The organism is Neptuniibacter sp. QD34_54, assembly GCF_047778055.1.
Taxonomy (GTDB): Bacteria; Pseudomonadota; Gammaproteobacteria; order Pseudomonadales; family Balneatricaceae; genus Neptuniibacter.
Window position 1 is genome coordinate 2,415,937 of sequence record NZ_CP180546.1, and the last position, 13,184, is coordinate 2,429,120.

Annotated in this window: 8 protein-coding genes; 5 read left to right on the forward strand and 3 right to left on the reverse strand. The window is 42.7% G+C overall.

Translation table 11 applies throughout. The annotated features are described in order from the left end of the window. Positions 1-1,200, reverse strand: a complete 1,200-nt coding sequence (locus tag ACMXYP_RS11030) for a cation:proton antiporter (protein WP_415881696.1) — start codon at positions 1,198-1,200, stop codon at positions 1-3. 267 nt (positions 1,201-1,467) lie between these two features. Between ACMXYP_RS11030 and putA the strand changes: the two genes are divergently transcribed. Both putA and ACMXYP_RS11040 read left to right on the forward strand, forming a co-directional pair. Further along, positions 1,468-4,584, forward strand: a complete 3,117-nt coding sequence (gene putA, locus ACMXYP_RS11035; protein WP_415881697.1) for a bifunctional proline dehydrogenase/L-glutamate gamma-semialdehyde dehydrogenase PutA — start codon at positions 1,468-1,470, stop codon at positions 4,582-4,584. Positions 4,585-4,712: 128 nt separating this feature from the next. After that, a complete protein-coding gene (locus ACMXYP_RS11040; RefSeq protein ID WP_415881698.1) occupies positions 4,713-6,026 on the forward strand; it encodes a diguanylate cyclase in 1,314 nt (437 codons plus the stop codon). On the opposite strand, the gene ppnN is transcribed toward ACMXYP_RS11040, so the two are convergent. Both ppnN and cobB read right to left on the reverse strand, forming a co-directional pair. Beyond that, positions 6,023-7,417: a nucleotide 5'-monophosphate nucleosidase PpnN gene (ppnN, locus tag ACMXYP_RS11045; RefSeq protein ID WP_415881699.1), complete on the reverse strand. Its 1,395-nt coding sequence runs from the start codon at positions 7,415-7,417 to the stop codon at positions 6,023-6,025. The two genes, ACMXYP_RS11040 and ppnN, sit on opposite strands and share 4 nt — an antisense overlap. Positions 7,418-7,714: 297 nt before the next feature. Beyond that, positions 7,715-8,425: a Sir2 family NAD+-dependent deacetylase gene (gene cobB, locus ACMXYP_RS11050; protein ID WP_415881700.1), complete on the reverse strand. Its 711-nt coding sequence runs from the start codon at positions 8,423-8,425 to the stop codon at positions 7,715-7,717. A gap of 402 nt (positions 8,426-8,827) precedes the next feature. Here cobB and ACMXYP_RS11055 point away from each other — a divergent pair, with 402 nt between their 5' ends. From ACMXYP_RS11055 to ACMXYP_RS11065, 3 genes are all read left to right on the forward strand, one after another. After that, positions 8,828-10,222: a PhoH family protein gene (locus ACMXYP_RS11055; RefSeq protein ID WP_415881701.1), complete on the forward strand. Its 1,395-nt coding sequence runs from the start codon at positions 8,828-8,830 to the stop codon at positions 10,220-10,222. Positions 10,223-10,488: 266 nt separating this feature from the next. Then, positions 10,489-10,776 (forward strand): membrane protein insertion efficiency factor YidD, encoded by a 288-nt coding sequence (yidD, locus tag ACMXYP_RS11060; protein ID WP_415881702.1) that lies wholly within the window; start codon positions 10,489-10,491, stop codon positions 10,774-10,776. 158 nt (positions 10,777-10,934) lie between these two features. Beyond that, the gene (locus ACMXYP_RS11065; RefSeq protein ID WP_415881703.1) at positions 10,935-13,160 is read left to right on the forward strand and encodes a hypothetical protein; all 2,226 of its coding nucleotides are present in this window, start codon (positions 10,935-10,937) and stop codon (positions 13,158-13,160) included. The last annotated feature ends 24 nt before the right edge of the window (positions 13,161-13,184 follow it).

The window sequence follows — 13,184 nt, forward strand, 5'->3', positions numbered from 1 at the left end:
TTACATCCTTTTATCTAACTTATTTATAAGTAAGGGTGTCGTAGTTGCTTGTATACCTAACGAGAACAAAACAACACCGTATGCTATAGATTGAATAGTAAACCAAGCATCGATTTCAAGAGGTAACGATAAAGCCAATGCAATAGCAACAGCGCCTCGCATACTGCCCCAATACAAAATCAGCTGATCACGCCAATCTATTTCCATCTTAGGTAATAGATTTATGACTGGCGCTATAAACAATAACCCTAAGGCTCGTGCCAACAGCACCGCTCCAATACCGATCAACATAGCTAGCCATTGCTGCTCAAACATCCCCCAAGTAACCGTGACACCTAGAAGAACAAAAATTAGGGCACTAGCAAGATGGTTATTGAATTCCCAGAAAGCGAACAAAAACTGCGTTTCATATGCAGCTCCTTTTCTACGTATCAACTCACCAAAGCCAAGCCCTGTTACTAAAACACTCATTACGCCTGAAAGATGTAAAAAGTACTCAGCGATCAGGTAACCGCCATAAGCGGCACATATTGTTAATATTATTCGACTGAACTGATTGGAAATTATTAAAAACAGGCCTCCAAAGATCAGTAGTGTTCCTCCACCCACGGCAAGACCACCCAGAAAAATTTTCAAGAATTCACCAAGCGAATAAGCAAAGCTAATCTCATTACCCGGCATTAGGAGCAAACTGCTTAAAATGCCGAACAGCAAAATAGCTAAGGCATCGTTAAATAAACTCTCCCCTTCTAGAAGCGTCACCAGTCGATCAGAAGCACCGACCTGCTTTAACAAACTGATAACAGTTGCTGGATCAGTAGCTGACAATATCGCACCCGTCAGTAGCGCTGTGATAAGAGTAAAATAGGCAGGATAACCGATTCCCCAGTAGAGGAACCCGGCACTAATCGTTGTCGCAAAAAGCATTAAAGGGATTGATAACAGTAAAATAGCAGCAAGATTCTTTAGCAAATTTTTAATATCAATACGCAAAGTAGATTCGAAGAGCAAAGCAGGTAGCAGAAGATAAAAGACCAAATAGTGGAATTGCTCCCAACGTAGTCCAGTATCAATACCTAACGTTGTAATTAACTCAGACCCTATAAATCCAAATACAACCAACAACAAAGCAAAGGGCAACTTAATAAGGGAAGCAATGGGTTTGATAAGAGCGATAGCTAATAATGCAGAAAGTACCAACAGCAAGATATGAATTATTCCCATCCAATTATCTTCCTTAATCCTGTTTCACTAAGTATGCATGAGAATCAAAAAAACACCTCTTACTCAGTTAAAAGTAGCTGGCCCACAAGAAACAAGAGAACACTTTTTATACAAATAACAACCTATAACTCTTTAATTCCCAAGCAATTTAGGGATATTTGCCCGAAGACTAAGATCTTTCTTGATAATCCCGACACCTACACAGATGATCAACTAAACTGTCTTAAAAAATGGATTTGTTAGATGCTACCAGTAAGCCAGCTTTTATCTGCAGAGATCTCCCCCGCCGATCAAGATACATTATGGCGTACCATCACTGACTATTACTGTCATGATGAAACATCTCTATGCGATCAACTGCTGGAAGTCACACCAAACTCTTCTAAAGCAAAATCTAAGGCAACCGATTGGGTCAACACAATTCGTAATCTAGATAGTCCACTGTTTTCAGTGAACACGCTCATGTCAGAATTCGGATTAGAAAGTGATGAAGGCATTGCTTTACTTGCCCTAGCTGAAGCGCTGTTACGGATACCTGATACAGAGACTGCTCAAGCACTTATTTACGATAAACTGGATTCTCTTGCACTCGAGCCCGCAAAGTTCTTAAAAGCGCATTCCACTTTCCTTGAAAACGGCACCTTTTGGGGCATAGCCCTAAGTCAAAAGCTTATAAGCAAAGAACATTCTGCGGATAGTATTTTAAACAATGTTTGGCAACGCTTAGGTAACTCAGTCGTACACCAAGCCCTTGCAATTGCAGTATCCCAAATAGGTAAGCAATTTGTATTTGCTGAAGATATAAATACCGCCCTAGAACTCAGATGTGATTACAATCAAAAAACGTTCTTCTCATTTGATATGTTGGGTGAAGCCGCTGTTTGTGATCAAGATGCTCAAACCTATTTTGAAGCTTATCTAGAAGCCATTCAGACCGCTGGCCAAGAAAATCCAGAGGGCAATACCAGCATCTCAATCAAACTCTCTGCCTTACACCCTCGTCTTGAAAATAGCCATTTTGACCAATTACAAAAGCAGTTGATGCATAAGTTATTCCAGCTCCTTGTTACCGCACGCAACCTTGATGTTGCCATAACAATCGATGCTGAGGAGTCTGAACGCTTAGAAATTACTCTATTAATTTTCGAACAACTGCTACGAAGTGAACTGTGTCTTGGCTGGGGTAAGTTGGGATTAGCTGTTCAAGCCTATAGTAAACGCGCTTTACCGACACTTAGGTGGCTTTCGCTCATTGCTTCTGATTGTGAAACACCAATCCCCATCAGATTAGTTAAAGGTGCTTATTGGGACAGCGAAATAAAACACAGCCAACAAAATGGTCTCACGAGCTACCCGGTGTTCACCCACAAAGCCGCAACGGATCTCTCCTACCTGACCTGTGCTAAGTTTCTTTTATCCCATCAATCTGGATTATTAAGTCCGCAGTTTGCGACTCACAATGCACTTACTATTGCTCAGATAATAGAGATTCCTACAGAGAAAACATTCGAATTTCAGCGCTTACATGGCATGGCCGATCCTCTCTATCAACAAGTTCTATCAGAAACGGATCATAACTGTCGGATTTATGCCCCTGTTGGCAATCAGAACAACCTACTGCCCTACTTAGTTAGGCGTTTACTGGAAAATGGTGCTAATTCTTCATTTGTTTTCCAGTTACACGATCCTCATGTCAGCATCGATGAGATAGTCGAATTACCCCATGAAAGAATGCAGAACATCTCTTACGAGTTACCTCTACCAAACCAGGTATTCGAACAACAAAGAGAAAATTCTGCAGGTGACCCTCTAGGGAGCTTAGATTGTTGGCAACAATGGCGTAGCATTATTGAATATTACGGACAAAAAAAATGGTACTGCCAACCAATCATCGCTGGCGAAGTGACCGATGGCCATAATTTACAACCAGTCCATGCTAATTATCGTTTAGATAAAATTGTTGGCTATCAAAGCACTGCAGATAAAACGCAGATCAAACAAGCGATCAGCATAGCAGAGCAGTTCTTTCCGGAATGGCGAGACCAAGATATCTCCTCGCGCTGCAAAATCTTATTGGATTACGCACGTTTACTCGAACAAAACAAAGCTGAGTTGGTTTCCCTCTGCATTCTAGAAACAGGTAAATCGCTACAAGACGCTTTAGCTGAAGTAAGAGAGGCTATCGACTTTTGTTTCTATTACGCTGCGCTTGCTGAAAAACAACTATTGCCTGAGCGCCTTCCATCCGTAACAGGTGAAGAAAACACGCTGCACTACCAAGGGCATGGAGTGTTCCTTTGCATTAGCCCTTGGAATTTCCCATTGGCCATTTTTACCGGTCAGATCGCTGCAGCACTCGTTTGCGGGAATACAGTACTGGCCAAACCATCATCAAATAGTGGATTAACGGCATTTAAAGCCACCGAACTATGGTACGCAGCTGGCTTACCTGAATATTGTTTACAATTGATACCTTATGCTGGCGCTGAACATTCTGAAGCCTTGTTAACTGATTCACGCATTGCCGGTGTTACCTTCACAGGTTCAACTCAAGCGGCTAGCACCATTAACAAACAATTAGCCAATCGCCATGATGGCTCTATTATCCCGTTTGTTGCAGAAACTGGTGGCTTAAATGCCATGATCGTCGATAGTAGCGCTCTGGTTGAACAAGTAGTGCTAGATGCCACCCACTCTGCTTTTAACAGTGCGGGGCAAAGGTGCTCAGCATTGCGTGTTCTTTACATCCAGGAAGAAATTGCTGAGGTAATCGAGGATAAACTCATCGGGGCTATGCAAACCTTGAATATCGGTAACCCCGAACAGTTGGCAACTGACTTAGGCCCGGTCATTAATCAAAACGCCATGCGTACACTCTACGAACATATTGAGCGTTGCCGTTTACAAGACAAGTTGCTGTTTGAACTAGAGCTTTCTGACCAACACAACCAAGGCTGTTTTGTACCACCTACACTCATCCGACTAAATTCCATGGATGAACTAACGGGAGAGGTTTTCGGCCCAATTCTGCACATAATTCGCTACCAAAAACACAACTCAGAACGGGTTATTTATGATATTAATCGTAGCGGATTTGGCCTGACGCTAGGTGTTCATTCCAGAAACGACCTTTTCATAGAGCAAATAACCACACAAGCCCTAGTAGGCAATATCTATATTAACCGTGATCAAATAGGGGCCGTTGTAGGTAGCCAGCCCTTTGGCGGTATGGGATTATCAGGAACAGGCCCTAAAGCTGGGGGGCCAAACTACTTAAAACGTTTCGTATGTGAAAAAACCATTACACGGAACACAACCGCATCCGGGGGGAATAGAACGCTTTTAAGTAAAAAACTCTAAAAAAGCTACTTTAGATCAGTACTTAAGGAACCAAAAGGTTCCCCTACCCCCTTCTAAAGGAGTACACTGCATTCAACCTTCAGCTTAATTTCTTAATTAAGCAGATCATTATTTATATGCTGGATGCTATGGCTACTCAAACTAGCGAAGCTTCAATAGATATTCCTCTACTTGAAGTTATTCGTGAAAGCATGATGGATGCTGTTTATTTGATCGACCCCGAAAGCTCAAACATTATTTGGGTAAACAGGGCTGGTTATGAAGATCTACAAATGGAGCAAAAGGAAGTTTTGCACCATTCGGTCCTCTCGTTACAAAAAGATGTTCATTGCCATGAGCACTGGTTAAAAATAGCCGATGTTATCCGCCAAAATAAGAAATTCACTTTTATCGGTAGCCATATCCGAAAAGACGGTACCGAACTCCCTGTCGAAGTAAACACTTCCCTCATTGAACACCAAGGTAAAGAGTATTTTCTCTCCGTAGCACGAGATATCAGTGCACGACGTGCTATAGAAGCAGAAACTCAAGAGCGCTCAGAACAGATATGGTTTGCAGTAAATGCTTGCACAGATGGACTCTGGGACTGGGAGATCAGCAGTGATCACGTTTATTTTAGCCCTCAGCTAAAAAAGATGCTGGGCTATGGTCCAGAAGAGATGCAACCGGTTGTTGATACTTGGAAAAACAATGTTCACCCTGAAGACTTACCCATGGTCTTACAGTCGTTAGAAGAACATATCCAAGGTAAAAGGGAGCGTTATGAAGCGACTTATCGTATGAGCAACCGTAATGGCCACTATATTTGGGTCCATGATTTAGGCTGCATATCTTTACGCTCCTCCTGTGGGAAGCCCATTAGGGTTACAGGTATGGTTAAAGATGTAACCGATTATAAGCAGCAAGAATTTAAGCTTCTTGAACTAGCTGCCTACGATGAACTGACCAAACTCCGCAACCGCCGAGAGTTTAAACGTATCTTCGATATACAGTTAGACTTTGCCGAGCGCCACCAAAACTCGTTAAGCCTCTGCTTATTTGATTTTGATTATTTCAAAGCCGTTAATGATCAATATGGTCACTTAGCTGGAGACTTTGTTTTAAAAGAAACCTCTCGCACTATAGCCAACAATATACGAAGTACCGACTTCTTATTCCGATGGGGAGGTGAAGAATTTGCACTGATCTTTGCTAATACCAGTCTGAATGAAGCTGAATCTCTGGCAGAGAAACTAAGGCAACTCATGTCACAACAAGTCTTAAACTATGCAAAACATAAGATAACAATCACAGGTAGTTTTGGTATAGCGTCTTATCCAGAACATGGTCAGAATCAATCAGAGCTATTTTTGGCAGCAGATTCGGCCCTTTACCAAGCTAAATCTAGGGGTAGGAACCTCGTCTGCTCACCACAATCAACAATTCCCCTTAAAAAAACCTAAACCTCTTCTACTACCTCAGCATCATGCTTCAGGCGATAGCAAGGTTGGTATTCTTTATAGTTAATTTTCATTCGTCTCTGTTCTACAAAAGAACCTAATAACTTGTCCATAGATGCCATAATTGCTGGTTCACCGCAGATTTCGAATGCACCAAACTCTTCAATTGCTCTAATTCCTGGTTCTTTAACATTACCCGCAACAATACCCGATAAGGCACAACGCAGATTAGCCGCTAACTCAAAATCGGTCTGATCTTTTATTAGCTTTAAGCTCGCCATATTTTCATGGTTGGGCTCGAAAGGCTGTTGGAAAGATTCCGGAATATGCATCTGCCAGTTGTAATGGAAAGATTCACTGGTCGCCTTACGATAGCGGGTTACCTGTTCTAATCCTTCACGCATCACTTCGGCTACTTCATGGGGGTCATCAACAATGATCTGATATTTGCTAGCAGCATCATCACCCAATGTAGAGCGGATAAAATTATCTACAGTTTCAAAATACTCTTCACTGCCTGCTGGTCCTGTTAACACAAGAGGGAACGGTAAGCTGTGATTTTTCTCATGAAGCAAAATGCCCAGGATATATAGAATCTCCTCCGCGGTACCTGCGCCGCCTGGGAAGACAACAATACCATGACCTAAACGAACAAAAGCTTCTAAACGCTTTTCAATATCCGGCATGATAATGAGTTCATTTACGATCGGATTTGGGCTTTCAGCCGCAATAATACCGGGTTCTGAAATACCGACGTAACGCCCCTCTTTTTGACGTTGTTTGGCGTGGGAGATCGTCGCCCCTTTCATCGGACCTTTCATCGCTCCTGGGCCACAGCCAGTACAGATATTAAGTCCACGTAGGCCCATTTCATAGCCTACTTTTTTGGTGTAATCGTACTCAATACGATTAATGGAATGACCACCCCAGCAGACAACAAGATCTGGTTTTACATGTGGACGAATCGCACCAGCATGGCGCAGAATATGAAAGACCATATTCGTGGTCGCTTCCGATTCAGTAAGGCCGGAGCAACGACGATCTAACTCTGTACCGACATAAAGTAAGTCACGTAAAACAGAGAATAGGTGTTCACGAATACCCGTGATAATCTCACCATTCACGAAGGCCGTGGCGGGCGCATTCACCAATTCAAGCTGAACACTTCGATGCTTTTGACTGATTTTGATATCAAATTTTGCATACTTATCCAAAACCAGCTTAGTACTATCTAATTCACTACCACTATTCAAAACCGCCAAAGAGCATTGGCGAAATAAGCGAAACAAACCACCCTGACTGGCATCCTGCAACTGGTCCACTTCATAAGGAGAAAGAGAATTAAGGCTTTCTAAGGGGGTAATACTGGTCGTAACGTATTGCTCTGTCATCATAATGACCACCTCCATGGATCGAGCTAAATAAATCCTGTTTAGCCGATCCCAAAATAACTTTTCGGCTGAACATCACTTTCGTTCTTCTGATTAAACGACGGCGACAATGTTCCTAGTCTTAAACGTCTGCTGTTAAGATTTTGTGAATACACGAATTAAAAAAGAGACTTAAAGATTGGGGTAAGATTCACAAACAGCAAATTTTTAGACAGCCGACAACTCAGTGAAGTTCCTTAAGAAACTATAGACAGCATCTGTCAAAAATCAAAAAATCCACTTATAAATCAATCAAATATTTCAAAGCTGCTTGATAATATCCGCCACAAATTCAGGCACTACTTCACTCGCGGGACCATAAATCCGGTGATCGAAAGCTGACTCTACCCTTGATGGTTCCAGATTCAGCTCCACTGTCAGTGCCGAAGACCTTCCCGCCACTTCAACAAACCCCGCAGCGGGATAAACATGGCCTGAAGTACCAATCGATATAAAAAGATCACAGTCCTCTAGGGCAGAATAGATCTCATCCATATACATGGGCATTTCACCAAACCAGACAATATCCGGTCTCAATGTGCCCGATAGATCACAACAGTCACAACGATCACTTGGTTCAGTTTGCCCCGTTTCTTTATAAACCTGACCAGAATCACTGCAACGCATCTTTAACAACTCACCATGCATATGTAACAAGTTCTGACTCCCCGCCCTCTCATGCAGGTTATCGATATTCTGTGTCACTAACATAAACTGTCCAGGAAACGCCTTTTCTAACTCAGCTAAAGCGATATGAGCGGCATTAGGTTTCACTGGTTCCGAAAGCAATTGCTCTCTACGTTGGTTATAAAAACGATGAACAAGCTGCGGATCACGCACAAAAGCTTCTGGGGTAGCAACATCCTCTACTTTATGGTCTTCCCACAAACCATCTTCAGCACGAAATGTTCTAATGCCGGATTCAGCGGATATTCCTGCACCGGTTAATACCACAATAGAATTAATTGCCATCTTTAAAATCCTTCAAAGCAAATTTGTCACTTGTCATTCAACTGGAACCTATGTATTACTAAGCTATCTTACATAGTAATAGCTGTGCTAATTCAGATTCAAATTTGTCTTAGCTTAGTATTCAGCAATTATCTGAGACTTCGTGGTGGATCATATTTCACAGTACGTCAGTTACAGAATAATCATTACGACTCTGAAACCTACAGAGCCTATCTCTAAGTCAGCAGTGTACTCTGCTGTGCTTGAAGTAGCTAAGCGCCTTCAAAGCTCTGGACGCTATCGGCCTCTCCATAACGAATTTAAAAAGCCCCAAACACACTCAATCTTTGATCAGTTCGAACTTTCTAATTTTTATAATTTCATTAGCTCACATCTTCCCTTCGGCTATATAAGGAACCGGCTATGACTGCCTCTAAACTCTATATACTCGACACCAACGTACTTCTTCATGATCCTAAGTGTCTGTATGAATTTAAAGAACAGGACATCACTATTCCGATGACTGTTTTAGAAGAGTTAGATGACATTAAGGACCGAAAGAAAAATGTATCTCAAGAAGCTAGGGCCGCAATACGGGCCATAGACGACATTCTTAGTCATGCTGATGATGCAGCGGCAATCACCAAAGGGGTCGATATATTTATCCCGATAACCGCTGCAAACAGTGAAAAGAAATTAGGCCAACTCAGTATCTTTCCCGATCATGAGTTAACAGCTCGCCAAGGTTTTTTGCCACAGAATTCCAATAAAGATAATCAGATCATAAACTGCGCACTTCATCTCCAAGCGACCAACCCTCACCGCGATATTATCTTAGTCACCAAAGATATTAATATGCGCTTAAAAGCCTTAGGTGCGGGGCTAAAACGGGTTGAAGATTATCGTACCGATCAGCTGGTTTCCGACATTGAGCTTCTACCCGCCGGGCATAGCAATATGGAAGGCAACTTTTGGGAGCGCGTCGACGATATTAAAAGCTACCAAGAAGGCAGCCACACTTATCATCAGTTTGCCCAATCGGTGCTACCTGAAACTTACCCTTGCGAATATATCTACGATGATTCTGAGGAGTTTGCCGCACGTGTATCTTCAGTCCGCGATGGTCAAATTACCTTAAGGGACTTAGGTGTCGATCGTTTAATGCAACAGAACTGCTGGGGCATTGAACCGATTAACGTATTCCAAGCATTTGCTATGGATGCAGTCCTAGACCCTGATCTGGATCTTGTCATTCTCAATGGTGCAGCAGGTTCTGGTAAAACATTGATAGCTCTAGCCTGCGCTTTAGAGATGGTGATTGAACAGCAGCGCTACAACAAAATCATTGTGACTCGCTCCACCCCGCCTGTTGCCGAAGACATTGGCTTTTTACCGGGTACTGAAGAGGAGAAAATGACCCCTTGGCTAAGTGCGATTCAAGATAACTTGGAGGCGATGCACGAGCACGATGAACGCCCACAAAGCAGCGTGAAATACGCAATTGAGAAAGCGAATATTCAATTTAAATCGCTAAACTTTATCCGCGGCCGCAGCATTCAAGAAGCAATTGTACTTTTAGATGAAGCGCAAAATCTCACTCCATCGCAGCTAAAAACCATCGTAACCCGTTGCGGTAAGGGCTCGAAAATCATCTGTTTGGGTAACCTCGCGCAGATTGACTCAAATTATCTAACACCACTCACTTCCGGCTTAACCTATCTAGTCGAACGCTTTAAAGATTACGAAGGGGCTGCGAATGTCCATCTAGAAGGTATATTCCGCTCAAGACTGGCTGAATATGCTGAAGAACATCTCTAATTCCATCAACAAACTCGCTCTTTAGGCCTTCCTGCATACGCTGATTCATGTGGGAAGGCTTAAAAACCAGATAAGAACTACTGTTTAACTTTTAATCTACATTAGAATCCTTATAATTAGCTGTCTGTGATTTTTAACCTCTTTTCATTTTTTAGTGGTGCTAAAGATCACATATTGTTTTAATCCTCCCCGGATATATAACCGGGTAAGCCATTTCTTACCCGGTATTTTTTTCAGAAAACGACTTCAAAATAACGTATCGCCTAATGCTTTCCTTCTTACAGCGCTGCCTTAGCTCACTACTAATTGGATTGGTAAATATCTACCGATACCTTATCAGCCCTGTTATAGGCCCTCGTTGTCGTTTTCATCCAACCTGCTCAAGCTACATGATTGAGGCGATTAAACTCCACGGGCCTTTTAAAGGCGTATGGCTAGGCTTAAAACGACTTAGCAAATGCCACCCGTACAACGACGGCGGTTATGACCCTGTACCCATGCCTAAAAACTGCTGTGACCATCACACCGAGCAAGATTCACCCTCCAGCAAATAACAGCTTTTTCTTATAAACCTACACAACAGCCCTATATTTTATTGTTGAATTTGAGCTTTTTGATTAGGTATCAGTAAGTTATTTCCTTTGACACCTTTCAGCGAAGCATCTATAGGGTTTAAGATAAGAATCTAACCCCTAGGAATAAGCTGGATATTATGTTCACACCGCTGTCAGTTATTCTGTACGTTACCGTTTACATGGGCATCCTATTTGCCATCGCTCAGCTGGTAGAAAAGAGGATTAAAAATAAGGGTGAGCAGAGTGCAGGAAATCCCTGGATTTATGCCCTCTCGCTAGCGGTTTACCATACCTCTTGGACCTTCTATGGCAGTGTTGGGTTTGCTTCAAATTCGGGGCTGCTCTTTTTCAGTATCTACGGAGGGGCATTAATTGGTATCTGTTTCTGGTGGTATTCGCTCAGACGGATGGTACAAGCCAAAGAAACCTTCCGCATTACCAGTATTGCCGACTTTATATCCACCCGTTATAACCGCTCTCAGAAAATCGCAGCCCTCGTTACTATCATCGCTTTAATCGGCATAGTGCCTTATATATCCCTCCAGCTAAAAGCGATTATCAGCTCTTTCTCAATCATTACCGATACCCCACAGACAGGCTCAGCATTTGATCTATCGGGATGGATGGTGACCATATTTATGATCTGTTTCACCATTATTTTTGGTGTCAGACGTTTAGATCCAACTGAACGCCATCAAGGTATGATCGCAGCGCTAGTCGCAGAATGTATCGTTAAGATTATTGCTTTTATTGCTGTTGGTTTCTTTGTAACGTACACGCTGTTTGATGGCTTTGGCGATATATATAGCCGCATACAAACCGCTGGTTTAGAGCACCTAGTAAGCCTGAACCATGGCGAAAATAGCGGTGTAATGTGGATCACTCTTCTGATCTTAAGCTTCGCAGCGATTCATACGCTTCCTCGCCAGTTCCACGTTTCAGTGGTTGAGAACTCTAATAAAAACCATATTAAAACCGCTATGTGGCTCTTCCCTGCTTATATGATAGGTATCAATATCTTTGTCGTACCTATCGCAGCAGCTGGATTATTAATGGGGATGCCCGCCGAAAACGCAGACTTCTTCGTACTTCTTTTGCCGCAACAAGCCGGCAGTGAAAGCCTGACAATCTTAGCCTTTATAGGTGGTTTTTCTGCAGCGACGGGCATGATCATCATCACAACGATGACACTTTCAACCATGGCATCTAACCATCTTATTTTGCCGACCTTAGAAAGAATCCCAGCGCTACAACCGTTACGTAGCTACCTTCTTCAGCTTCGCTGGGTCATGGTGTCTTTGATTCTTCTGGGCAGCCTCTGGTTTGCCAAAGAGTTTGCAGATTCCTACATTCTTGCAGCTATCGGCCTTCTCTCTTTCGTGGCAGTTCTGCAGTTTGCGCCAGCTTTGTTTGGTGGCATGTTCTGGAAGAAAGGTAATAGCCTTGGCGCCTTCTTAGGGCTACTCACCGGTTTTATTATCTGGACCTACTGCCTACTCATTCCAACCTTCATCAAACATGGCTGGTTTACGGAGGCACTGTTAGTTCAAGGCCCATGGAATATTACGGCACTGCGCCCAGAAGCATTGTTTGGCTTAGACGGTCTTCACCCTGTGAGCCATGCAGTGTTCTGGTCACTTATTTTTAATATTGGCAGCTACATTATTGGATCGATAATCTTCAGTCCAAATAAAAGCGAAAGGAATCTAACCACTGAATTTATCAGTGCGATGAACGCCTCCCATTCTCGTCGAGCAAGGCCAACGGGATTAGATGCTTATATCTCGCTTCAACCTAAACTTGAAGAGGCGCATAGTTTACTTTCAAACTATCTCCATGAAGATAAAGCCGAGAAAGAGGTCCGTACTATCGCTGAAGACCTTCAGGTTATTGATAAGCTGCAAATTACCATTATTGAGCTGGTAGAGTTCCATCGTATGGTAGAGCACGTCCTAGCCGGTTCTATAGGCGCTGCAAGTGCCCATAAAGCAATAGAGAATACAATCCGCTATAACAGTCGCGAAGAAGCAGACCTTAAAGCGCTCTATAGCCATATAGTTACAGAGCTACAGTCCACCGAGAAAGAAAACGCTTCAGGTAGCGATGACAGTCATTCTGGCTATGGCTTAATCGAGGACCTACAGACCCAGATTGATGACTTGGAAGATCAGCTCGCAACGCAGCAAAAAACAATCAGTAACATGGAAGTGAAACTAGAAGCACGCTATGAAGAGATCTTTAAATATCGACTCGAAGCTCAAAAGTCTAAACAGGATAATGCGCAATTAAGAAACGAGCTTAAGAAGATACTAAGAGATAGATCAGACGGTGGTTACTCTTCAGAAACGGAGCAATCCGAATAAAGCTACAAACTAGAAGGAATAGAA

Bases quoted from the DNA above. Each gene is read 5' to 3' on its own strand.
- putA (WP_415881697.1), top strand. From the start codon at position 1,468: ATGCTACCAGTAAGCCAGCTTTTATCTGCAGAGATCTCCCCCGCCGAT.
- ACMXYP_RS11040 (WP_415881698.1), top strand. From the start codon at position 4,713: ATGGCTACTCAAACTAGCGAAGCTTCAATAGATATTCCTCTACTTGAA.
- ppnN (WP_415881699.1), bottom strand. From the start codon at position 7,417: ATGATGACAGAGCAATACGTTACGACCAGTATTACCCCCTTAGAAAGC.
- cobB (WP_415881700.1), bottom strand. From the start codon at position 8,425: ATGGCAATTAATTCTATTGTGGTATTAACCGGTGCAGGAATATCCGCT.
- ACMXYP_RS11055 (WP_415881701.1), top strand. From the start codon at position 8,828: ATGACTGCCTCTAAACTCTATATACTCGACACCAACGTACTTCTTCAT.
- yidD (WP_415881702.1), top strand. From the start codon at position 10,489: ATGCTTTCCTTCTTACAGCGCTGCCTTAGCTCACTACTAATTGGATTG.
- ACMXYP_RS11065 (WP_415881703.1), top strand. From the start codon at position 10,935: ATGTTCACACCGCTGTCAGTTATTCTGTACGTTACCGTTTACATGGGC.